Genomic DNA, 24,625 nt, shown 5'->3' with positions numbered 1-24,625 from the left:
CCCACTAGCAATAGTGGGTTTTATTTTATTGGCCAATAATACTAATATAACGCTCCAGACTTTCTTTTTCGATTTTGGCGATAAAGAATAAAAAATCTTCTTTGTCTTTTTTTGTTTGAGCGGTTTCCAGAGATTGATAGTATTGCATTCTATTTTCATAATCTCCTTTTATATTGGCAATCAGATAACCTTTTTGCATTAAAATTAAATTCATGACTAATCTGGAGGTTCTGCCGTTTCCATCAATAAAAGGATGAATTGTAACTAGTCTTTCGTGCATTTCGGCTGCAAGAATAACCGGATGTAGTTTATTTTTGTTGATTTCATACCAAATAAAATACTCTTCCATTTCCTTTGCAACTAAAAAAGGCTGTGGAGGCATGTGACTGCTTCCCTGAATCATGACCTGTACTTTTCGATAACGACCTGCATCTTCTGGAATTATACCTCGCAAAATTAAATTATGGATAGATAAAAGATCGCGTTCATTTAAGCTGTTGCTTTTTTGCATTAAATCTTTGATAAAACCAATCGCTTCCTGATGATTAATGGTTTCAAGATGCTCTCTCATGCTTTTTCCTGAAATAGTCAAACCTTCGTTGATGACCATATCGGTTTCGCGAAGCGTCATGGTATTTCCTTCAATTCGATTGCTTTCAAAAGTATATTCGAGTTCAAGTGCCTGACTGATTTTATAGCTATCAAACTGTCTGTAAGTATCCAGTTTTTCTTTTAAAACATCTATTTCACTAAGGATTTTTTCTAAAGTGGTTGATAATTTTAATTTGGAGACTGTTTTATTGTATTTGATTTCTTTCTCTGCAACTTCAAGCGCTTTTAAAGCAAATTCATCATCACCAATTTCATATAGAATTTTTTCCTTCAGCCATGCGATCATTAAAGTTTCATAGTCTATTTCTAGAAGTTGAGATAGCTTAACAATTTGATCTTTGGTCGGTTTTCGCGAACCGCTTTCAAATTTGCTTATTAAAGCCTGATCGATGCCAAGTAGTTGTGCTACTTCGCGGGTTTTTAGACCTTTTTGTTCTCTTGCATTTTTAAGGAGCGATTTCATTTTTATTTTATTTAATTTGTCTTGACAAATTTAGTCATAATTTTAATGAAAAAAAAGCAATATTTTAATATTGCTTTTCAAAATACTATTTAGGAGGGAGTGAACCGTCTTTTTTCATTTCTTTTACCACTGCTTGCATAATTACATCAACAGTTTGACCTAGGTCGGTAACATATTCTGATTTAGTAGTACCTGTCCAGATTAGTTTATTGTTTTTCTTAAGGTTAAATTGTTTATAGTAAAAATAACGATAAAATAGTAATAAACACTTGTTTAGTAGTGATTTGGAAAGATATTCTGTTTAGTTGTATGCTTTTTTAATTCGATCCAGATCGCGTTTCGTATCTTGTTCTTTTAAAGATTCACGCTTGTCGTAGTTTTTCTTTCCTTTACAAAGACCAATTTGCAGTTTAGCAAGTCCTTTTTCGTTGGTAAATAATTTCAAAGGAACAATAGTAAGTCCTTTTGCCTGAACATTTTTATGCAAGGTTTTGAGCTCCTTTTTGTTTAGAAGTAATTTTCTTTCGCTTCTGGATTTATGATTGAATTGATTGCCAAAAGAATACTCTTCAATATAGGTATTAATGGCAAAGAGTTCCATATTGTTAAATTCGCAAAAGCTTTCAGTAATATTAGCTTTACCTAGTCGTATGGATTTAATTTCGGTTCCCGACAAAACAATTCCCGCAGTATAAGTATCGATTATTTCATAATCAAACCGGGCTCTTTTATTAAGTATATTGACTGTTTTTAACATAGTGTACAAATGTAAAACAAAAATGAAAAACTTTAATAAAATCTGAAAGAATTAAAGTTTTTTTTTAATCTATGATTTTGATCATACCTAAAGAAAATGCTTACGTATAAGTTTGTTGAATAATTTAAAACATACTAAAACATGAAAAAAATTTTAACATTAGTAAGTATTGCATTTATTAGCTTAACCGCAAAAGCTCAGGATGCAAATCAGGGCTTAAAAGGAACCTGGTTCGCAACATCGCAATTTGGTTATCAACAAACTAAAACTGGCGACGTTAAGAATACAAATCTTTCTGTATTGCCAATTGTGGGGACATTTGTAACGCCTTCCGTTGCAGTAGGAGCGGGATTTGGTATTATTAACATAAAAGCTGATGCAAAAGCCGGAACTGTGGCAAAAACAGATTTGCTTGTTATTCAGCCGTTGGCTAGAAAATATTGGAATGTTGCGGGTTCGTTGTACTTCTTTGGGCAATTGGCAGCTCCTATTATCACAGGAAAAGAGAAAGAAAGTGATTTGAAGATTAGCCAATATGGCTTATCAGTTTCGGGAGGGTTTGATTACTTTATTAGTAAAAATTTCTCGGTTGAGTTTTCATACGATCTGGCAAACTTTACGTCAACAACATTGGAGCCTAAAAGCGGTGAGAAAACCACAGTAACCAATTTCGGATTAGCACATGTGGCAAATGTTGATCCTTTTTACAACACTGCTTTGGCCGGAAGCAGACCAAATTTGACTTCTCCACTTTCTTTTGGGTTTAAGTTTCTGTTTTAAACAAACGATGGGAGTAGGTGTAAATTAATTTAGTAGTTTTGTAAAAAAAAGACCGTGCTTTTTGAAAGTACGGTCTTTTTAATAATTATTTAAAAGTATAAAATGCAAAATCAATCGAAAGATCCTTTACATGGTATAACGCTTCAGAAAATAGTAGAAGCATTAGTAGAATACTATGGCTTTGATACTCTGGCAGAATTAATTCCGATAAAGTGCTTTATTTCAAATCCAAGTGTAAAATCAAGTTTGACTTTTTTAAGAAAAACCGATTGGGCACGAAAGAAAGTGGAAGATTTGTATATAAAATCACTGCCTAAATTGGCGAAGTAACTTATAGTTTATAAGAAATCATAACACCTCCGCGGTATGGAAGCCATTCGCCGCTTTTGTTCCAGTTTTGCGTTTTTTCATATCTTCCCGGAGTTCCATCATTGTAGTATCCATGATAGAAACCTTGGTGCCAGCCACCTCCTGCAAAAATATCCAGTAAAAATTTATCGTTTAATTTAATATTGTATCCAACTGTAACTCCTAAACGATAACCAAAACCGTCTTCGTAATGGTTTGATCCCCAATAGTTCCATTTTTGAATTTGATAAATATCTGGTCCTGCATGGCCACCAACGTAAAAACCTTTATAGTTTTCTTTAAAATGATAACGAAGTTCAGGTGTTAGTGTGTAGATTTTCATTGGACTATGTCCGTTAAAAGACTCCCAAAATGATGCCATTACGTCAACACTAAAAGTTAGATTTTTTCCAATACTGGTTTCAACTCCAACATTTGGCACTGCCAATAAAGCGGTTGCAGCATTAAACTTAATAAAAGTCTGACTTTGAGACTGAATTGAAAAGAAAAGAACAAGGGCAATAAAGATTTTTTTCATAAAACGGGCTTTCGTGATGTCGAAATAAGCTCTTTTTTCTTATTTCGACTGCAAATATAACGCAAACCAATAGTTACTATTATCCGGAATCATTAATTTAACAGGAATATTTTTTGTTCAAAAAAATCTAATGTTTTTTATTGCTTAATAATGAGTAGATTACGCTATCAATGAACTTGCCATCATAAAATTCACATTCTTTAAAATGTCCTTCTTTTACAAAGCCACACTTTTGTAATACTTTCTCAGAGGCATAATTTTCAGGGTCAATTACTGCTTCAATCGAATGCAATTTTAATTCTTCAAAACCATAAGTGATCAATCCGTTTACTGATTCCGGGATGATCCCTCTTCCATGAAATTCAGGTAGTAAAATATAGCCTATTTCGGCACGATGATGCTCTGGCTGCATTCTGTAATAGCCAATGATTCCCAGTAACTTAGAGTTGCCTTTTAGAGTAATTCCCCAATTGATTCCTTCATTTGCGACAATTTTGTCCTCAATCATCTTAATATGTGCTAAGGCATCTTCAGCATCTTTGACTAAGGGACGAGGGATGAATTTCATTGTTTCAGGATTTGAACGCAATTCGAAAACTTCATTGACGTCGTCATTTGTGATTCTTCGTAAAAGCAAACGTTCTGTTTCGATTACAGGGAATGGAGTAAAATTAAATTCCAGCATTTTTTTGTAGATTATAATATTGATATACTAAATTTTGAAGTAAAGTTTTGATTGGCTTCTAAAACTAAAATCCCTTCTTTTTCGAATAAATTTCCCGAATTTTCATCAGTGTCAGAGTATCCAAGCCAGGGCTCTATACAAATAAAAGGAGCTTGTGGTTTTGTCCAGATTCCTAAACTCGGAAAATCTTCAAAATCAACTTTGACATAGGGTTTGGAGTTTTGAATAAGCGTTAGCGATTTTGATTCTAGGGTTTTAAAAATTAATGCGTCGTTTTCGAATAATTGGTAGTCAAACGGAATTAATCCATTTTTATTTTTCAAGGTTTCTGTTTGACTAGAAATCAAATCATTCTCTAAAAGATAATATTCTAAAACTTCTTGTTTTTCGAATTGGAATGCATAATTTTTAAAATCTCCTGGTAATGCTATCGCTGGATGAGCTCCAATCGAAAATGGCATTTTGGTTTTTCCTGTGTTGATTACTTTGTACTCAATATTTAAAGTGGTGTTTTCAACGCTGTAAATAAGCTGTAGTTCAAATTCAAAAGGATATTTTTGGAGTGTTTCGGTATTTGATTTTAGAGCAAAGATTGCACTGTTTTCATTTTTGTTGATCAATTGAAAGTCCATATCGCGGGCAAAACCGTGCCTCGGCAATTGGTATTCTTTTTCATCAATCGTATAAGTGTTGTTTTTCAGGGTGCCCACAATCGGGAAAAGTACCGGAGAATGTTTGCCCCAGAAGTCTGGATTACCTTCCCATATGTATTCTTTATTTTGATTGTCTTTTAATGAGAATAATTCTGCTCCAGAATGTTTTATTGAGACGCTTATCGCTGAATTGTTGATAGTTGTATTCAAAGTGTTTGAAATTGAAAAAGATTACTGATATGTTGATGTAAATATATTTTATAAATTTTATTTTTTTAGGAAAATAGCTTAAAATATTTTTTGCATAAAATTTTGCTAAAATTGGATTTACGTTTTATAATTTCTCTGTAAATAGCTTTTTTTTTCATTAATTTGCTACATAAACAGCTAAAAATTATGAAAAAACAATCCTCAAAAGCCTTATTAACCATGGCTTTGTTTGTTGGAGTTTCTTCTGTCTGGGCACAGCAAACACCTCCTGCAACAGTAGTAAATCCTGTTAACAATTACGATTACCACGATGCGTTTGGGCCAAATTTTTATACCAAAAATGGGACACCAACGCGCTCTGCAAACGGTCAGCCGGGAGTTGAATATTGGCAAAATAGAGCCGATTATCAGATAACGGCAAAATTAAACGGAACTACAAATGAGATTACCGGTACAGATGAAATTACTTATACCAATAATAGTCCGGAAAAAATGTCATTTGTATGGTTGAATTTAGATCAGAATTTATTCAAAAGTGATTCAAGAGGGAATGCGGTGGTGCCGCTATCGGGAAGCCGTAACGGTGCTCAGGGACAGGTTTTTGATGGAGGAAACAAAATTAAATCAGTTAAAGTAATTTCAGGTGGAAAGAAAAAGACTGAAATTGAAGCAAAATATGTAGTTACAGATACCAGAATGCAGATATTTCTTCCTGAAACATTAGTATCAAAAGGGGGAGCTGTAAAAATTAAAATTGAGTTTTCTTTCATTGCGCCTTTTGAAGGATCGGACAGAATGGGAGTTTTGGAAACTAAAAACGGTAAAATTTTTACAATTGCGCAATGGTATCCGCGTATGTGTGTGTACGATGACGTAAAAGGATGGAATACTGCCCCTTACTTGGGTGCATCAGAGTTTTATTTAGAGTATGGAAATTTTGATGTAAAACTAACGGTACCTGCAAATCATTATGTTGTGGGATCGGGAGAATTAATAAATGGAGCAGAAGTATTGCCTGCAGAACAACTTAAGCGTTATAAAGAAGCGGGGCAAAGCGATAAAACCGTAACAATTCGTTCTGCCGAAGAAGTTGCTGCAACAGCAAATTCAAAAACAACAGGAGAGAAAACATGGCATTATCAAATAAAAAATGCTCGTGATTTTTCATGGGCTTCTTCGGCTGCTTTTGTTTTAGACGGTGCCAAAATTAATCTGCCTAGTGGTAAAAAGGCATTGGCTTTATCAGCTTATCCGGTAGAAAGTGGCGGAAAAGAAGCTTACGGGCGTTCTACTGAATATGTAAAAGCATCAATTGAGCACTATTCTAAAAAATGGTTTGAATATCCTTATCCGGTGGCCACAAACGTTGCAGGAAATGAAGGAGGAATGGAGTATCCTGGTATTGTGTTTTGTAGCTGGGAGTCAAAAGGACAAGATTTATGGGGGGTAACCGATCATGAATTTGGACATATCTGGTTTCCTATGATTGTAGGTTCAAACGAAAGATTGTTCGCCTGGATGGATGAAGGATTTAATACTTTTATTAATTCATTAAGCACTGAGGAATTTAATAAGGGCGAATATAAAGAAGCGCCATCGAATTTGCACAAATTAGCAGAGCCATTCACAAGACCGGATCTGGAAACTATAATGAGTTCTCCTGATAATATGAAAGAGGCTAATATTGGGATGCTGTGTTATTTTAAGCCGGGTTCTGGTTTGGTAATTTTAAGAGAGCAGATTTTAGGAAAAGAGCGTTTTGATCTTGCTTTCCGTACTTATATCGAACGTTGGGCTTATAAACATCCTCAGCCGGATGATTTCTTCCGATCAATGGAAAACGTTGCAGGTGAAGATTTAAGCTGGTTCTGGAGAAGCTGGTTTGTAAACAATTGGCACTTTAATCAGGGGATCAATTCAATTAAGTACATAAAAAATGATCCGTCAAAAGGAGTTGCAATCACAGTTGAGAATTTCGATAAAATGCCTATGCCGGTTATTTTAGATGTGAAAACTAAAAGCGGGAAAGTGACAAGAGTTAAATTGCCTGTTGAAGTATGGCAACGTAACAATGTTTGGACGTTTAAACACAATTCTACTGAAGAAATAGAAAGTATCACGCTTGATCCGGATCATGTTTTTCCGGACAATAATGATGCTAATAATGTTTGGACAACCAGTAACGGTAAAATAGAAAAAGATGTAGTTTTGGATGGTTATTTAGGAACCTACTCAACTTCAAAAGCTCCTTTGAAAATCGATTTTACAGAAAAGAATAATGCATTGAATGTTCTGATAACAAACTATCCGAAGTTTACAGTAAAGGCGGTAGAAAATGAAAAAGATGTCTTTCAATCAGCTGAAGCTGGACTAAAGTTCAAATTTAATGAGGCTAAAACAGGTTTTGATATGATTATTTTGAGTAGCGGTGATGCAATACCGTTTACTAAAAATTAAAATATAAAAAAGTAAATACTTAAGAACCCGATAGTTATTTTTAACTATCGGGTTTTTTATGGACCAATATTAACATTCTGTAAAAAAAATGTTAGAATTTTATTTTTTTGTTTTGTAAATAAAAAAATAGTGTACTTTTGCAGTCGATGAATAAAATAAGTTTACATATAACTTCTTTGTCACGGACAAACTCAGCTGTAACTTCTCCCGAAGTACGGACACTATCTCTATAGTATCCACAGAGTTTTTCGCCGCGTATTTATTTATATTCATTTTTCATTTTGAAATCACATCATTTGTCCATTGGACAAACATATCCTAAAAGTATATATTGTTTTTTAAATTTTCTTAATCAAGTTTTTGATTTTGAGAATGTTACTTCTATTTTGCTTATTTTTATTGGATTGAATTCAGGATTTCAAACTAAACAATACGTTTTAATTTTTAACTCTAACTTCAACTATTGAAATGAAAATCTCTATTGTTGTTACTCAGGAAGAACACTTCAAATTCGCACAGGAAATTTGCGATACAATAGAATCATCAGCCTTGTTAAGAGGCACCGGGATTGCTAAAAGGACTCCTGAATACATTCAGAAAAAAATGTCGAATGGTGATGCGATGATTGCTTTGGCAGACGGAAAATTTGCAGGTTTTTGTTACATCGAAAGTTGGGAGCACGGAAAGTTTGTTGCTCATTCCGGCTTAATTGTGCATCCGGATTACAGAAGTTTAGGCTTAGCCAAAAAAATCAAATCAAAAGTTTTCGATTACTCTCTGGAAAGATATCCTGATGCCAAGATATTTGGTATTACAACAGGTTTGGCGGTTATGAAAATAAATTCTGACTTAGGATATAAACCTGTACCTTTTTCCGAACTGACTACCGATCCAAGTTTTTGGGCTGGATGTAAAACCTGTACGAATTACGAAATTTTAAAAAGCAAAGAAAACAAAATGTGTCTTTGTACAGGGATGTTGCATGACCCGAAAGACAAACAAAAAGATCCGCCAAAACACCCATTTAACGTAGCGGTTTTAAGCAGATTGAAAAAAATCAAACAAGCTTTGTTCCTGAATAAAACATTGTTTTTCGGGTTCTTATCTTAAAAAATAAACTAAAAATTAGAATCTCAAACTTGCTAAATACGAAAGTATTGGCCTAAATTATAAAAAATGAAAAAAGTTGTATTAGCTTATAGTGGAGGATTAGATACCTCGTATTGTTTGAAATATTTAAAAAATGAAAAAGGATACGAAGTTCATACGGTTCTGGTAGATACAGGAGGATTTGATGAAGAAGAATTGTCAGCTATCGAAAAGAGAGCGTATGAATTAGGAAGTGCACAACACGCAAACCTAACAATTGTAGACAAATATTATGACAAAGCTATAAAATATTTGATTTTCGGAAACGTGTTAAAAAACAATACATATCCGCTATCAGTGAGCGCTGAACGTGTTTTTCAGGCAATTGAAGCAATCAAATATGCTAAAAAAGTTGGAGCAAGTGCCATTGCACACGGAAGTACGGGTGCAGGAAATGATCAAATCCGTTTCGATTTGATTTTCCAGACTATTGCTCCCGAAATTGAAATCATTACTCCAATTAGAGATTTAAAACTTTCAAGACAAGAAGAAGTAGATTATTTGTCTAAAAATGGAGTGCATTATTCTTGGGAGAAAGCACAATATTCAATTAACAAAGGACTTTGGGGAACTAGTGTTGGAGGTAAAGAAACTTTAACGTCAAGTGAACCTCTGCCAAGTGAAGCTTATCCTTCACAATTGCAAAAAGAAGGAGAAGAAAAAGTGACTTTGCATTTTGAGCAGGGAGAATTAGTGGCATTAAACGGTAAAAAAGATGTTCCTGAAAAAAATATTGTCAAACTTGAAAAGCTGGCAAATGCTTATGCTATCGGGAGAGACATTCACGTAGGTGATACGATTATCGGAATTAAAGGAAGAGTTGGTTTTGAAGCCGCTGCACCTTTAATTATTATCAAAGCCCATCATTTATTAGAGAAACATACACTTGGTAAATGGCAGCAATATTGGAAAGAACAATTAGGAAATTGGTACGGAATGTTATTCCATGAAGGTCAGTTTTTAGATCCGGTAATGCGTAATATCGAAACCTTTTTGCAGGATACTCAAAAAACAGTCAACGGAACTGTAACAGTTTCGCTAAAACCTTATCATTTTTCACTTGATGGAATTGAATCTAAAAATGATCTAATGAATACAGGTTTTGGTCAGTATGGAGAAATGAATAATGCGTGGACATCTGACGATGCAAAAGGATTTATTAAGATTTTAGGTAATGCTCAAAACATATTTTCATCTGTAAACCATTTAGATCATGATTAATATCGGAATAATTGGTGGCTCAGGCTATACAGCCGGAGAGCTCATCAGAATCTTAATGTATCATCCCAAAGTAAACATCGATTTTGTTTACAGTACAACCAATTCAGGAAAACCGCTTTCTGTAGCGCATCAGGATTTGATGGGAGATATCGAAATGAACTTTACAGATGTGGTTAATCCGAATGTAAATGTGGTGTTTCTATGTCTTGGTCACGGAAAATCTATTTCGTTTTTGAAAGAGAACCAGTTTGCAAGCCACACGAAAATCATCGATCTGGGAAATGATTTCAGATTGAACAAAGATGCCCATTTTGAAGGAAAAGATTTTGTTTATGGTCTTCCGGAATTGAATAAACCGGCGATCAAAAAGGCAAATTATATTGCAAATCCGGGTTGTTTTGCTACAGCGATCCAATTGGCTCTGCTGCCTTTAGCAAACAGTGATCTGTTGCTTAATGATGTACATATTAATGCAACAACCGGAAGTACCGGAGCGGGAGTGGGACTTTCAGAAACGTCTCATTTTAGCTGGAGAAACAACAATATGTCACATTACAAAGCTTTCGAACACCAGCATTTGGGAGAAATTGGGGAAAGCATAGTTCAGTTACAAGATGATTTTGAAAGTGAATTACTCTTTATTCCAAACAGAGGAGATTTTCCAAGAGGAATTTTTGCCACACTTTATACCATTTCTGATGAAAGTCTGGAACAGACGGTATCCAGATACGAAGAATTCTATAAAAATGAGCCTTTTGTGACTGTGACAACGACAAACATCAATATGAAACAAGTTGTTCAGACGAACAAATGTATCATTAGTTTAATGAAAAAAGGAAACCGGATTCTGATCACTTCAATTATTGATAATTTAACCAAAGGTGCTTCAGGACAAGCCATTCAAAATATGAATTTAATGTTCGGATTAGAAGAAACCACCGGTTTAAAATTGAAACCAAGCGGATTTTAAATTGTTGGTTAAGCGGTTAATCGTTAATTCGGTTAATCGATTAAACAAATCAACGATTAAACAATTAAACAAAAACAAATGAACTTATTCAACGTTTACCCATTATACGACATCACTCCGGTTAAAGCTATAGATTGTACAATTGTAGATGACAAAGGAGTAGAATACTTAGATTTGTACAGCGGACATGGTGTAATTTCGATTGGCCATACACAACCGGATTACGTAACTAAATTAAAGAACCAATTGGATCAGTTAGGATTTTATTCCAACGCGATTCAGAATCCATTACAGGTAGAGCTGGCTCAGAAATTAGGAAAGCTTTCCGGATTAGAAGATTATGAATTGTTTTTATGCAGTTCAGGTGCTGAAGCTAACGAAAATGCATTAAAATTAGCTTCTTTTCATAACGGAAAATCAAGAGTTGTAGCTTTTGATAATTCTTTTCACGGGAGAACCTCTGCAGCAGTTGCGGTTACTGATAATAAAAAAATTGTTGCACCAATAAATGCGCAACAGGAAGTTACTTTTTTACCCCTAAATCAAATCGAATTAGTTGAGGCAGAACTTGCAAAAGGTGATGTTACAGCAGTAATTATAGAAGGAATTCAAGGAGTAGGAGGTTTAGACGAGGGAACAACTGAATTTTTTCAAGCTTTAGAAAAAGCCTGTAAAAAGCATGATGTGGTTTTGATTTTAGACGAAGTACAGTCAGGGTATGGAAGAAGTGGAAAATTTTTCGCCTTTCAACATCACGGAATCAACGCTGATATTATTTCGGTTGCCAAAGGAATGGGGAATGGTTTTCCCGTTGGAGCTATTTTAATCTCTCCAAAATTTGAAGCAAGTTTCGGATTGTTGGGAACCACTTTTGGAGGTAGTCATTTATCATGTGCTGCAGGAATTGCAGTGCTGGATGTAATTGAAAAACTGGAGTTGCAGAAGAATGTAAACGAAGTTTCAGCTTATTTCTTAGAAAAAATTAAAGAAGTTGAAGGAATTAAAAAAGTAAAAGGAAAAGGTTTGATGCTTGGAGTAGAATTTGATTTTGATGTAGCAGCTTTAAGGAAAAAACTAATCATCGAAAAACACATTTTTACAGGAAGTGCCAACAACAAAAATCTACTTAGAATTTTACCGCCGCTTACCGTAAAAAAAGCAGACATTGATACGTTTGTAAAAGCTTTAAAAGAGAGTTTGGAAGAACTTAAAAATTAAAGTTTAACCATATACTGTTAATTCGTTTAATCGTTTATTTGATTAATCGATTACATGAATTAACAACTAACCAATTAAACCAAAAAAATGAACCCATTATCAATTGAAAAACGTAATCTGGTTTTGCGTGTTATGGCGCAGCTGGTCGAGCAGGAGCGGAACCAGATTATCTTAACCAATCAGGAAGATCTTGCTGATTATGACGGCTCAGACTTAGCAATGGAAGAGCGTTTAAAGGTAGATGATAAAAAAGTGGATGAAATGATTGTATCACTCAATCAACTGGCTTCACAAGAAGATCCCGTTGGAGTTGAACGTTTTCATTTTATTCATGATAATGGCATAAAAGTGATTAACAAAACGGCCGCTTTCGGGACGATTTTAATCATTTACGAATCCCGCCCCGATGTTACAATCGAAGCCGGGGGAATAGCTTTCAAATCCGGAAATAAGATTTTATTGAAAGGAGGAAAAGAAGCTTTAAAATCGAATTTGAAAATTGTGAGTCTATGGCATCAGGCTTTAGAGAGAAATGGAGTTTCGAAGGACTGGGTGGAATATTTGAATTTTAATCGCGCAGAGACTCAGACCTTTTTAGAAAAACCAACTCAAAAAGTAGATTTAATTGTTCCAAGAGGAGGAGAAAAGTTAATTGAGTTTGTAAAAGCACATGCCACTTGCCCGGTTATTGTAAGCGGACGAGGAAATAACTTTGTTTACGTTCATGAAAAAGCAGATACAGATTTGGCTTTGAAAATCATTATAAATGCCAAAACCTCTAAAATTTCAGCCTGTAACGCAGTCGATAAGGTTTTAATAGATTCGAAACTACCCAATTTTGAAGGATTTACAGCTATTTTAATCGAAGAATTAAAACAGTATAAAGTAGAAGTAATTGTTGATGAGTCGCTAAAAAGTTTTGAAGATACAGAAACACTTCAAAGCGAAGATATTTGGTACGAGGAATTTCTGGATTATAAAATAGTAATCGGAAGCATTGATTCTGAAGAAAAGGCAATCGAAAAAATAAATAAATATTGTGGAGGACACTCGGCAGTAATTATTACAAGAGACGATAAGGCAGCACAGGAATTTATGGATGCCGTGGATACTGCAGCCGTTTATCAAAATGCCTCAACACGTTTTACAGATGGAGGTCAGTTTGGCCTGGGAGGAGAATTAGCGATAAGTACTGATAAATTGCATCAGCGGGGCCCTATCGGACTTCAGCATCTCGTAACCAATAAATGGTACGTGTATGGAGAAGGGCAAATTAGGTAATTGAGGCAATTAGATAATTAGACAGTTAGATTGTTAGACTTCTTAGAATTTTAGACTTTAAATTATTGGAATTTGGACTTTTAAAGATTGGAATTTATCAAAAACAAAGCTTCGCGAACTTAGCATTTGTAAACACAAACAGTATAAAAAAACCTTGCGCCCTTTGCGGTAAAAAAAATACAGCATGTCAAAAAAGCGGATTTTATTAAAAATTGGAAGTAATACTTTAACCAAAGAAACCAATCATATTTCACGGGGAAAGATTGAAGACCTCGGAATGCAGATTGCAGCTTTAAACAAAGAATACGAGTTTGTAATTGTGAGTTCCGGAGCAATTGCAGCGGCAAAGCAATTTGTAAAGCTCGAAAGTAAAGGAAAAGAAATTGTAGTGAAACAAGCATTAGCTTCAATTGGCCAACCCCATTTGATGCGGATTTTTCATGAGAATTTCAGCGATTTAGGTTTGTTGACTTCGCAGTGTTTATTGTCTTATTCTGATTTCGAGAAAGAGCAGTCTAAAGTCAATATTGTCAATACCATAAACGTTTTGGTAGAAAACAATTACATCCCGATTATTAATGAAAATGATACGGTTGCCACAGATGAGATTCGGTTTGGAGACAACGATAAATTGGCAGCACTGACAGCCGTTCTTTTAAATGTTGATATTCTGATTATTGCTACCAATACAAATGGGATTTATACCAAAGATTCTATTCACGATGAAATTCCGAAAACAATCAAATTGGTACAGGATTTAAAAATATTGGAAAAAGAAATTGGAGAATCAAAATCATCACATGGAACAGGAGGGATGCAGTCGAAGATAGAAGCTGCCGCAATTGCAAAAGCAGCCAATATTGAAACCTGGATCGTAAATGGATTAGATGATAATTTTATTTTGAAGGCTATAAAGGATGAGATACCTTTTACTAAAATAATCTAATGAGTCAATTAGAAAATTAGTTAATTAGATAATACACAATTATCCAATTTTCTAATTATCACATTATCTAAATTAAAAAGAAAAAACAATGAATTACATTTCAATACAAGATATCGACTCCTTATCAAAATGGGTAAAAGGGGCGTTAAAAATTAAAAAGAACCCGCTTAAAAATCAGGCCTTAGGGAAGAATAAAACCTTAGGGATGTTATTTTTCAATCCAAGTTTAAGAACGCGTTTGAGCACTCAGAAGGCAGCTCTAAACTTAGGGATGAATGTTATGGTGATGAATTTTACCAACGAAGGCTGGACATTAGAATTCGAAGACGGAGCCATTATGGATTCCGGTGCGTCAGAGCACATTAAAGAAGCTGCAGAAGTAGTGTCTCAGTATTGCGATATTATTGCCATTCGTGCTTTCGCAGGTCTGGCAGACAAAGAAAAAGATTATGCTGAAACAGTAATTTCAGGGTTTTTGAAACATGCAACCGTACCCATAGTTAATATGGAAAGTGCTGTTCGTCATCCGATGCAGTCTTTGGCGGATGCTATTACCATGGAAGAATACAAAACCAAGCATAAACCCAAGGTAGTACTTTCCTGGGCGCCTCACCCGAAAGCTTTGCCACAGGCCGTTGCCAATTCATTCGTAGAAATGATGCAAATGCAAAAAGATATGGATTTTGTAATCACACACCCCGAAGGTTACGAACTTAGCCCCGAAATCACAAAAGACTGTAAAATAGAACACGATCAAGACAAAGCGTTTGAGAATGCCGATTTTGTATACGTAAAAAACTGGAGCAATTTTAACGATTACGGAAAAGTAACCAATACAGATTCAAACTGGACTGTTACGGCCGAGAAAATGGCTTTAACTAACAATGGGAAATTCATGCATTGTCTTCCTGTTCGTCGTAACGTTATTGTAAGCGATGAAGTGCTTGACGGTAAGAATTCAATTGTAATTCAGCAAGCCAATAACAGAACGTATTCAGCACAGTTAGTTTTACAGAAGATTTTGAAGAAATTATAATTTTGGAGGTACTAAGGTTCTGAGTTTCTAAGATGCTGAGAAACTGTTGAAAAAAACTTAGTCCCTTAGAACCTTAGCAACTTAGAACCTCATGGAAAAAGTTACAATAATAAAAATAGGTGGAAACATCATCGATAATCCGGCGGAGTTAGAGCAATTCTTAACTGATTTTTCTAAGATTGAAGGTCATAAAGTATTAGTTCACGGTGGAGGAAAATCGGCTACAAAAATGGCTCAAAGTATTGGATTGGTACCACAAATGATTGAGGGGCGTCGAATTACAGATGCCGCAATGCTTGATGTTGTAGTCATGATTTACGCAGGCCAAATCAACAAACATATTGTAGCACAATTACAGGCAAAAGACAATAATGCGATCGGATTTTCAGGAGCCGACGGAAATTTAATCCAGTCTGTAAAACGAAATCATCCTACAATTGATTATGGTTTTGTGGGAGATGTAAAACAAGTTAATACCAAGTTATTGGCTACGTTATTAGAAAACGGAATTGTTCCTGTTTTCTGTGCCATCACACATGACAAAAACGGACAATTGTTAAACACCAATGCCGATACCATTGCAAGTGAGTTATCCATTGCTTTATCTGAAGTTTTTGAGGTTACATTGACCTATTGTTTTGAAAAGCAAGGCGTTTTGCAGGATTCAGAAGACGATACATCAGTAATAACCGAAATCAACGAAGCCTTATACAACAAACTTAAAGAAGAAAAAGTAATCCATTCAGGAATGATTCCAAAATTAGATAATTGCTTCAATAGTTTGTCAAGAGGAGTACAGCAAATTAAAATTGGACACCACAAAATGCTTCAAAATTCAGAGATTCCACATACAACGATTACGTTATAAAAGAAAAAGTTGCTAAGTTCCTAAGAAACCAAGACTTTTGCAGTCTTATAACCTCAGAATCTTAGTGCCTCAGTACCTAATAAAAATGAAAAACATAGAAACGCTTACTAAAGAAGCAATTAATTTATTAAAAAGTCTTATCGAGACCCCTTCCTTTTCAAGTGAAGAAGACCAAACAGCCCTTTTAATCGAAAATTGGTTCAATCAAAACGAAATTCCTTTTCAAAGAGAAAACAATAATGTGTGGGCTTTCAACAAATATTTCGATGAAAATAAACCAACACTTTTATTAAACTCACACCACGATACCGTAAAACCTAATCAGGCTTATACTAACGATCCGTTTAAAGCCATCGAAAAGGATGGGAAATTATTTGGATTAGGAAGTAATGATGCCGGAGGCTGTCTGGTTTCGTTGCTGGCAACATTTGTACACTTCTACGAAAACCAAAACTTATCGCATAATATCGTTATTGTAGCTTCTGCCGAAGAAGAAAGCAGCGGAAAGAATGGTTTAAACAGCGTTTTAAAGCACTTACCCCAATTAGATTGCGCTATTGTAGGTGAACCTACTTTAATGCAGTTAGCAGTTGCCGAAAAAGGATTGTTAGTTTTAGATGTAAAAGTCAAAGGAACTGCGAGTCATGCTGCACATCAAAACGACGATAATGCTATTTATAAATCAATTCCCGTAATGGAATGGTTTAAAAATTATAAATTCGATAAAATTTCAGAGGTTCTAGGACCTGTAAAAATGACCGTAACACAAATCAGTGCAGGAAAACAGCACAATGTAGTGCCGTCAGAATGTGATTTAGTGGTCGATATTCGTGTGACTGATTGTTATTCGAATACCGAAATTTTGGAAGTAGTAAAAGCCAATGTAAACGCCGAAGTAACACCAAGATCAATGCACCTGAATGCTTCATCAATTCCGGTTGCACATGGTTTGGTACAAGCCGGAATCGCTTTAGGAAGAACTACTTATGGTTCGCCTACACTTTCAGATCAGTCCGTTTTGAGTTGCCAGTCTTTAAAACTAGGACCTGGTGAAACCCTGCGTTCACATTCAGCAGATGAATTTATTTTTGTAAATGAAATTGAAGAAGGAATCGATTTGTATATCAAAATACTAACCGATTTCTTTAAATTATAATATTAATTAGGAGCTATTTCCCGCTATCCGTTCCAAACGAAGTTCACTGAACTCCGATTAAAATGAGAATTAAGTGAAGTAATCTTTTATTTTTTTAAAGAAAAAAATAAAAGGATTTCCACTGCGATCGGGGCTAGAAACACCAACAATATAAACGACAACATTAGAATAAATTAGAAAATTAAGATCTAAAAATCTAAGTAGTCTAACGATCTAAGAAGTCTAAAAATCTAAGTTATGAAACTTTGGGAAAAAGGAATACCAACAGATAAACAAATCGAACAATTCACTGTAGGAAACGATCGTGAACTGGATTTAGTTTTAGCAAAATATGATGCTTTAGGTTCAATCGCTCATGCCAAAATGCTCGGGCAAATTGGTTTGTTAACTCAGGAAGAAACCACTTCTTTAGTGGATGCGTTAAATGAGATTATTGCTGATGTTGCTGTTGGAAATTTCGAAATAGAAAACAGTTTTGAAGACGTACACTCCAAAATAGAGTATTTACTCACCGTAAAACTGGGAGACGCCGGAAAAAAAATTCACACAGCGCGTTCCCGTAATGATCAGGTTTTGGTAGATGTTCATTTGTATTTAAAAGATGAGTTAAAAGCAATAAAAGAGCAGGTAAAAACACTTTTTGATTTGTTGATGGAATCAGCAGAGAAACATCAGAATGTTTTGTTACCCGGATATACACATTTGCAGATTGCGATGCCATCGTCTTTTGGAATGTGGTTTTCAGCCTACGCCGAAAGCTTAATTGATGACGTCACCATGTTAAATGCAGCCTCGAAAGTAGTCGACCAGAATCCGCTGGGATCTGCCGCAGGATATGGAAGCTCGTTCCCAATCAACAGAACTTTTACCACTCAGGAATTAGGATTTGAAACCTTAAAATTCAATGCCGTTGCTGCTCAAATGAGCCGTGGAAAAGCAGAGAAAACAGTAGCTTTTGCTATGAGCAGTGTCGCTGCAACCTTGTCAAAATTTGCCATGGACGTTTGTTTGTATATGAGCCAGAACTTTGATTTTATAAGTTTGCCATCGCATCTTACAACAGGTTCCAGTATTATGCCTCACAAGAAAAACCCGGATGTTTTTGAATTGATCAGAGGAAAATGCAATAAGATTCAGTCACTTCCTTACGAAATAACTTTAATCACCAATAATTTACCGAGTGGTTACCACAGAGACTTTCAGCTTTTAAAAGAAGGTTTGTTTCCTGCGATTCAAAACTTAAAAGCCTGTCTGGATATTGCTATTTTTTCTGTAAAAGATATTAGCGTAAAAGATAACATACTGAAAGATAAAAAATACGATTATTTGTTTACAGTAGATACTTTAAACGAAATGGTAGTAGCTGGTATACCTTTCAGAGACGCGTACAAAGAAGTTGCAGAACAATTGGAAGCCGGAACCTACCAATCGCCTAAAGAAACAAAACACACCCATGAAGGCAGTATCAACAATTTATGCCTGAATGCCATTAAAGATAAAATGAAAGCAGCTTTATAAAGGAAGCGAACCAATCAAAAAAACCGATTTGTATCTGATGCGAATCGGTTTTTTTTGATTATTACAGTTTAAAAGTATTCGGGTTTTGCGTTTTAATGATTGACTTTAGTAGGTTTTTTTTTACTTACGATGATTGTTCTTGATAAAAAAAGTTTATTTTTGATTTTTAGTTTGAAAAGTAAAGTATGAATAAGTTTGATGATCAGGCCACCAAAGGCCTTTGGGAAAGGGGATTATTGAGTAAAAATAAGTATGAGGAAATTACGTCCTATCGCGGATTGAATATTTTTTCGTTAAATGCAGAACTTAAATTAGCCCTGTACTTGTCCGTATTGTTGTTTACTTCAGGAATCGGAATATTAATTTATAAAAATATTGATTCAATAGGTCACATTGCAATTCTTTCGTTGTTGTTGATTGTTATTGGAGTTTGTTTTTACTTCTGTTTTAAAAATGCCAGAGGATTTCAAAAAACAGAAACTACCTTTGAGCATCCGGTTTTAGAATACTTGGTTTTGGCCGCTACTATACTTACTTGTATTTTTATTGGGTATTTACAGTTCCAGTACCAAACCTTCGGAACGCATTACGGACTGGCAACTTTAATTCCAACTCTGGTAAGTTTCTTTTGTGCGTATTATTTCGATAATAAAAGCGTTTTGACAATCGCGATTACTGGTTTGGCAGCTTATGTCGGACTTTCCGTTACACCACAGGATTTGGTCAATAACAGTAATTTCTACCAGGATCCAAGTTTAAGTTATTCGGCAATTTTATTGGCTGTTTTACTTATTTTATGGACCGTTTACAGCTCCAGAATTCAGTTAAAAACGCATTTCAATATCATTTATCACACTTTTGCCTTGCACATTGCCAGTATTGCATTAATTCATAACCTGACGGATTTTTATACAGATGGTATTTGGGTACTTTTTGCAATTGTTTTGGCTGCGTCAACGTATTATTTTTATAAAGCAAGCTACAAGCTTAAAGCCATTTCATTGTATGTTTTTATGATTATTTATGCTTATATAGGTCTCAATATATTCGTGTTTAGAGTTTTTGAGAGTATTAATTTTTCTGATATCTGGGAATTATTTATTTTAATACTTCCTTTATATTTTATAGGTTCAATCATACTATTCATTAAATTAATTAAGAAATTCAATAAAGAAATTGCAGCATGACAGCATACGATAAAGAGGAATTAGATGATTTAACTTTAATAGAAGAAGCAGCTTCTCTGTATTCAGCTGGTTTTATAGATAAAAATCAGAAAGATAGAATTAAAAGTGAGTTGACTGCTTTTAAAATGCAAAACAATATTTTGGTTCGACTGGGATTTTTTCTGCTGGGATCATTGTTGTATCTCTCCATTTGCGGAGCCATTTCATTATTAGGACTTAGCGGAGAGCAATTCTTTTTCAGTATCTGCTGTTACATTTTTGCTTTGGTTGGTTTTGTTGGAGCCGAACTTTTGGCTAATCTGAAATATTACCGACACGGTTTAGACGATGCTTTTGTTTTAGGATCAATTTTGAATTTAGGAATTGCGGTGGCAATCACTACCGAAGGATACGAGCTCATAATTGCCATTTTTGTGGCATTTAAATCCTTTTTGCTTTATAGAAGATATTTGAATTTGCCGGCATTATTGGTGTTTTGCATGGCTTCGGCTGCTATTTTATTCTTTGGGCTATTAGAACTGGGAGAAATTGGAAAAATGATTTTACCCTTTGTAACGCTATTGTTTTCGGCAGGATTTTACTTTTTTACTAAGAAGAATATTCAAAAACTAACCGAAACGTATCACTATAATGGGCTTCTGTTTGCCAATAGTTTTTGTCTGATATTGTTTTATCTTTCTTGTAATTATTTAGTGGTTAGGGAACTTTCGGTGGCTTTTATGGATAATCCAATTGTTATAGGGAAGGACATACCATTTGCTTTTTTCTTTTATGGTTTTACCTTGATCGTGCCTCTTGTGTATTTGGTTCAGGCTTTGAAAACTAAGGATCGAATTTTACTTTGGATTAGTTTTTTAGCGGTAGGCTTTTCAATTTATACCATTCGGTTTTATTATTCGGTTTTACCAATAGAAATTGCGCTGACAATTGGCGGGATAGTTTTGTTTGCAATAGCTTATTTTTCAATAAAGAAACTTAAAGACAAAGAAAGTGGTCTAACATTTAAACCGGATCGATTGAATTCGTCAAACCCATTTTTAAATATGGAAACCTTAATTGTTGCTTCGGCATTTGGAGTAAAACCCGAAGCGAAGCCAGAAGACTCTCCAATGGATTTTGGAGGTGGCGGTTTCAGTGGAGGAGGCTCAGAAGGAACTTTTTAAGTTAAATGTGAGATGTTATATGTAAAATGTGAGATGTGAAACTATCCTAGTAACATTTCACATCTCGCATTTTACAAAAAAAATCTAGATTTTATTTTTTAATGCTTCTGCATCAATATCGCTGTGAGAAACATCATAAACAGCCTTCCCGTTTCTGATCAGGATTAATTGTGGAGATTCGTGGTAGACACTGAATCGCGATGCAATTTCGTTTGAGACATCACGATACGCTATTAAATCCAAAAAATAAGCACCTACAGTATCTTCTAGAGCATATTCACGTTCGAATTGCTTCAAAGCCATACGGCTAATACTGCATCTTGTACTGTGTTTAAAAATGACTACCGGTTTTTCGTTGGATATCGCTTCGATTTCCATTAATTGGGCAACATCGGTTAATTGAGTCCAATTTACATTGCTTTTTGGAGTGTCTGCTGACTCTGAATTTCCGAAGATTGAATTTAAAAAACTCATATTTGACTTGTTTTATGACTTTTTGACGTTAAAAATAGATTAAAAATCAATTTTAAGCGACATTTTGTCTGTATTTTTAGTGTGGAATATAATTTGAATGTTCTTGAGCAAAGTTAGAATATTTAAAGTTAAAAATTTAATCCAATAAATTGTAATTTTAAGTACATCGAACAATATCACTAATAATCAATCCTAAATCCTATACATATGAATATAAATAAATTTACAATAAAGTCGCAGGAGGCTATACAGTTGTCGCAGCAACTGGCGCAACGCAACGGACAACAACAGATTGAAAATGAACACATTTTTAGAGCTATTTTTGAAGTAGATGAAAATGTTGCTCCGTTTATTTTGAAAAAACTAAACGTAAATGTACCGCTGTTTTTACAAATATTAGACAGCACTATTGCAAGCTTTCCAAAAGTTTCGGGAGGTGATATATTACTTTCCAGAGACGCAAACAAAGCATTGAATGAAGCGGAAATTATTGCCCAAAAAATGAACGATGAATACGTTTCTATCGAACATTTAATTTTAGCTATTTTTGATTCTAAAAGCAAAGTTTCACAGATTTTAAAAGATCAGGGAGTTACTGGAAAAGGGCTTAAGGCTGCCATTGAAGAACTCCGAAAAGGAGAACGAGTAACATCGGCTTCAGCTGAAGAAACGTACAATTCATTAAACAAATACGCTAAAAATTTAAACGAACTGGCTCGTACCGGAAAACTTGATCCTGTCATCGGACGTGACGAGGAAATCCGTCGTGTATTACAGATTTTAACACGAAGAACCAAAAACAACCCAATGTTAATCGGAGAACCGGGAGTTGGTAAAACGGCTATCGCAGAGGGACTGGCGCACCGAATTGTAGATGGTGACGTGCCGGAAAACTTAAAAGATAAAATCGTTTTCTCTTTGGATATGGGAGCATTAATTGCCGGTGCAAAGTTTAAAGGTGAATTCGAAGAACGTTTAAAAGCAGTAGTAAAAGAAGTTACTTCTGCCGATGGAGATATTGTTTTGTTCATTGATGAAATTCACACGCTTGTAGGTGCAGGTGGAGGAGAAGGCGCGATGGATGCAGCTAATATTCTGAAACCGGCTTTGGCTCGTGGTGAATTAAGAGCAATCGGAGCAACAACTTTGGATGAATATCAAAAGTATTTTGAAAAAGATAAAGCGCTGGAACGTCGTTTCCAAAAAATCTTAATTGATGAGCCAGACACAGAAAGTGCGATTTCGATCTTACGTGGAATTAAAGAAAAGTATGAAACGCACCATAAAGTTCAGATTAAAGATGAGGCCATTATCGCTGCGGTAGAATTGTCACAGCGCTACATTACCAATCGTTTTTTGCCGGACAAAGCTATCGATTTGATGGATGAAGCCGCTTCGAAACTGCGCATGGAAATCAATTCAAAACCTGAAGAGCTGGATGTATTGGATCGTAAAATCATGCAGCTGGAGATTGAAATTGAAGCCATTAAGCGTGAAAAAGAAGAAAGCAAACTGAAAATCCTGGGTATGGATCTCGCGAACTTAAAAGAAGAGCGTAATGAGATCTATGCTAGATGGAAATCAGAAAAAGATATTGTAGACGGAATTCAGGCGGTAAAACTCGAAATAGAGGGATTTAAATACGAAGCGGAACGTGCGGAACGTGATGGTGATTATGGAAAAGTAGCCGAAATTCGTTATGGTAAAATAAAAGAAGCGCAGGAACGTCAGGAGCTGTTACAAAAGCAATTGCTGGAGTTTCAATCTGGTAATTCTTTGATTAAAGAAGAAGTAACCCGTGAAGACATTGCTGAAGTGGTTGCAAAATGGACCGGAATTCCGGTGATGAAAATGCTTCAGACCGAAAGAGAAAAATTATTGCATTTGGAAGACGAATTGCACAAACGTGTGGTAGGTCAGGAAGAGGCAATTGAAGCGGTGAGTGATGCTGTACGCAGAAGCCGTGCCGGTTTGCAGGATTTGAAAAAACCCGTTGGAACGTTCTTGTTTTTAGGAACTACCGGAGTGGGTAAAACGGAGTTGGCTAAAGCTTTGGCGGAATATCTTTTTGATGACGAAAATGCCATGACCCGTATCGATATGAGTGAATATCAGGAACGTCATAGTGTGAGCCGTTTGGTAGGTGCGCCTCCTGGGTATGTGGGGTATGATGAAGGTGGCCAGCTGACTGAAGCGGTTCGTAGAAAACCATATTCTGTTATTCTGTTAGATGAGATCGAAAAAGCGCATCCGGACACGTTTAACATTCTGCTTCAGGTTTTAGACGAAGGTCGTTTGACGGATAACAAAGGACGTCTGGCTGATTTTAAAAACACCATTATTATTATGACTTCTAATATGGGAAGTCAGATTATACAGGATAAGTTTGAAAACTTAAAAGGAAGTATTGAATCAGCTACTGAATCGGCAAAGGTTGAAGTTTTAGGATTACTGAAACAAACTGTTCGTCCGGAATTTATCAATCGTATTGACGAGATCGTGATGTTTACACCTTTAACCGTAGATAATATTTCCAGAATTGTAGGTTTACAGCTGAAGAGTGTTACAAAAATGCTGGCACTGCAAGGTATTACAATGGATGCCACTCCGGAAGCTATTGCGTACTTATCAGACAAAGGTTATGATCCTCAGTTTGGTGCGAGACCTGTAAAACGAGTCGTTCAGAGAGAAGTACTAAATCAGCTGTCAAAAGAAATTCTGGCAGGAAAAATTACAACAGACAGTATCATCCTGTTAGACGCTTTTGACGGGCAATTGGTTTTTAGAAATCAAACACATAAGGAAGAATAATTTTTCAGTTAATTATGAAGTATGGGAAACACCAGCAGAAATGCTGGTGTTTTTTTTTACACAATCTTTTCTTGGTAATAATATTCTGTATAATAATTATTCTATATTTGAATGACTAATCAGT

22 protein-coding genes are annotated in these 24,625 nt (G+C 35.2%); 16 read left to right on the top strand and 6 right to left on the bottom strand.

The annotated features are described in order from the left end of the window. Positions 1–25: 25 nt before the first annotated feature. Both LNQ34_RS21280 and smpB read right to left on the bottom strand, forming a co-directional pair. Positions 26–1,075, bottom strand: a complete 1,050-nt coding sequence (locus LNQ34_RS21280) for a Fic family protein (protein WP_202702502.1) — start codon at positions 1,073–1,075, stop codon at positions 26–28. 301 nt (positions 1,076–1,376) lie between these two features. Then, positions 1,377–1,832, bottom strand: a complete 456-nt coding sequence (gene smpB / locus LNQ34_RS21275; protein WP_017497111.1) for an SsrA-binding protein SmpB — start codon at positions 1,830–1,832, stop codon at positions 1,377–1,379. A 141-nt stretch (positions 1,833–1,973) separates the two neighbouring features. On the opposite strand from smpB, the gene LNQ34_RS21270 reads away from it, so the two are divergent. Both LNQ34_RS21270 and LNQ34_RS21265 read left to right on the top strand, forming a co-directional pair. Further along, entirely contained in the window at positions 1,974–2,612 is a 639-nt protein-coding gene (locus LNQ34_RS21270; RefSeq protein ID WP_202702501.1) for an outer membrane beta-barrel protein, read from the top strand. 102 nt (positions 2,613–2,714) lie between these two features. Beyond that, a complete protein-coding gene (locus tag LNQ34_RS21265; RefSeq protein ID WP_230001162.1) occupies positions 2,715–2,942 on the top strand; it encodes a VF530 family protein in 228 nt (75 codons plus the stop codon). Position 2,943: 1 nt separating this feature from the next. On the opposite strand, the gene LNQ34_RS21260 is transcribed toward LNQ34_RS21265, so the two are convergent. The 3 genes from LNQ34_RS21260 to LNQ34_RS21250 all read right to left on the bottom strand — a co-directional run bounded on the left by LNQ34_RS21260 (position 2,944) and on the right by LNQ34_RS21250 (position 5,046). Further along, positions 2,944–3,498, bottom strand: coding sequence for a DUF3575 domain-containing protein (locus LNQ34_RS21260; RefSeq protein ID WP_230001161.1), 555 nt, complete (start codon positions 3,496–3,498; stop codon positions 2,944–2,946). 127 nt (positions 3,499–3,625) lie between these two features. Then, positions 3,626–4,183, bottom strand: a complete 558-nt coding sequence (locus tag LNQ34_RS21255) for a GNAT family N-acetyltransferase (RefSeq protein WP_230001160.1) — start codon at positions 4,181–4,183, stop codon at positions 3,626–3,628. Positions 4,184–4,194: 11 nt separating this feature from the next. Next, positions 4,195–5,046, bottom strand: a complete 852-nt coding sequence (locus LNQ34_RS21250; protein WP_202702498.1) for an aldose 1-epimerase family protein — start codon at positions 5,044–5,046, stop codon at positions 4,195–4,197. Between the two features lie 186 nt (positions 5,047–5,232). On the opposite strand from LNQ34_RS21250, the gene LNQ34_RS21245 reads away from it, so the two are divergent. The 13 genes from LNQ34_RS21245 (at position 5,233) to LNQ34_RS21185 (ending at position 21,216) form a co-directional block, all read left to right on the top strand. Next, positions 5,233–7,503, top strand: coding sequence for a M1 family metallopeptidase (locus tag LNQ34_RS21245; protein ID WP_230001159.1), 2,271 nt, complete (start codon positions 5,233–5,235; stop codon positions 7,501–7,503). 468 nt (positions 7,504–7,971) lie between these two features. Beyond that, a complete protein-coding gene (locus LNQ34_RS21240; protein ID WP_017497103.1) occupies positions 7,972–8,613 on the top strand; it encodes a GNAT family N-acetyltransferase in 642 nt (213 codons plus the stop codon). A 66-nt stretch (positions 8,614–8,679) separates the two neighbouring features. After that, positions 8,680–9,873, top strand: coding sequence for an argininosuccinate synthase (locus LNQ34_RS21235; RefSeq protein WP_017497102.1), 1,194 nt, complete (start codon positions 8,680–8,682; stop codon positions 9,871–9,873). After that, entirely contained in the window at positions 9,866–10,843 is a 978-nt protein-coding gene (gene argC / locus LNQ34_RS21230) for an N-acetyl-gamma-glutamyl-phosphate reductase (protein WP_202702496.1), read from the top strand. The genes LNQ34_RS21235 and argC overlap by 8 nt, the downstream gene beginning before the upstream one ends. Before the next feature lie 78 nt (positions 10,844–10,921). After that, positions 10,922–12,061, top strand: coding sequence for an aspartate aminotransferase family protein (locus tag LNQ34_RS21225; RefSeq protein WP_230001158.1), 1,140 nt, complete (start codon positions 10,922–10,924; stop codon positions 12,059–12,061). 87 nt (positions 12,062–12,148) lie between these two features. Beyond that, positions 12,149–13,342, top strand: a complete 1,194-nt coding sequence (locus LNQ34_RS21220; RefSeq protein WP_230001157.1) for a glutamate-5-semialdehyde dehydrogenase — start codon at positions 12,149–12,151, stop codon at positions 13,340–13,342. Positions 13,343–13,526: 184 nt separating this feature from the next. Then, positions 13,527–14,288 (top strand): glutamate 5-kinase, encoded by a 762-nt coding sequence (gene proB, locus LNQ34_RS21215; RefSeq protein WP_230001156.1) that lies wholly within the window; start codon positions 13,527–13,529, stop codon positions 14,286–14,288. An 88-nt stretch (positions 14,289–14,376) separates the two neighbouring features. Continuing rightward, positions 14,377–15,324, top strand: a complete 948-nt coding sequence (locus LNQ34_RS21210; protein ID WP_230001155.1) for an N-acetylornithine carbamoyltransferase — start codon at positions 14,377–14,379, stop codon at positions 15,322–15,324. A gap of 91 nt (positions 15,325–15,415) precedes the next feature. Next, positions 15,416–16,192 (top strand): acetylglutamate kinase, encoded by a 777-nt coding sequence (gene argB, locus LNQ34_RS21205; RefSeq protein ID WP_230001154.1) that lies wholly within the window; start codon positions 15,416–15,418, stop codon positions 16,190–16,192. An 85-nt stretch (positions 16,193–16,277) separates the two neighbouring features. Continuing rightward, positions 16,278–17,348 carry a M20 family metallo-hydrolase gene (locus tag LNQ34_RS21200; RefSeq protein ID WP_230001153.1) on the top strand — a complete coding sequence of 357 codons (1,071 nt, stop codon included), beginning with the start codon at positions 16,278–16,280 and terminating at the stop codon, positions 17,346–17,348. A gap of 237 nt (positions 17,349–17,585) precedes the next feature. After that, positions 17,586–18,866, top strand: coding sequence for an argininosuccinate lyase (gene argH / locus LNQ34_RS21195; protein WP_230001152.1), 1,281 nt, complete (start codon positions 17,586–17,588; stop codon positions 18,864–18,866). A gap of 185 nt (positions 18,867–19,051) precedes the next feature. Next, positions 19,052–20,053 (top strand): DUF2157 domain-containing protein, encoded by a 1,002-nt coding sequence (locus LNQ34_RS21190; protein ID WP_230001151.1) that lies wholly within the window; start codon positions 19,052–19,054, stop codon positions 20,051–20,053. Beyond that, on the top strand, positions 20,050–21,216 hold the full coding sequence (locus LNQ34_RS21185; protein ID WP_230001150.1) for a hypothetical protein: 1,167 nt from the start codon (positions 20,050–20,052) through the stop codon (positions 21,214–21,216). Before LNQ34_RS21190 ends, LNQ34_RS21185 begins: the two co-directional genes overlap by 4 nt. Before the next feature lie 84 nt (positions 21,217–21,300). Here LNQ34_RS21185 and ytxJ read toward each other — a convergent pair whose 3' ends face one another. After that, complete coding sequence (ytxJ, locus tag LNQ34_RS21180) at positions 21,301–21,690, bottom strand: bacillithiol system redox-active protein YtxJ (RefSeq protein ID WP_202702486.1); 390 nt, start codon at positions 21,688–21,690, stop codon at positions 21,301–21,303. Positions 21,691–21,897: 207 nt separating this feature from the next. Between ytxJ and clpB the strand changes: the two genes are divergently transcribed. Further along, the gene (gene clpB, locus LNQ34_RS21175; RefSeq protein ID WP_202702485.1) at positions 21,898–24,501 is read left to right on the top strand and encodes an ATP-dependent chaperone ClpB; all 2,604 of its coding nucleotides are present in this window, start codon (positions 21,898–21,900) and stop codon (positions 24,499–24,501) included. The last annotated feature ends 124 nt before the right edge of the window (positions 24,502–24,625 follow it).

The organism is Flavobacterium lipolyticum, from assembly GCF_020905335.1.
Classification (GTDB): domain Bacteria; phylum Bacteroidota; class Bacteroidia; order Flavobacteriales; family Flavobacteriaceae; genus Flavobacterium; species Flavobacterium lipolyticum.
The sequence above is the reverse complement of the archived record's forward strand: the minus strand, read 5'-3'. Positions and strand labels throughout refer to the sequence as shown.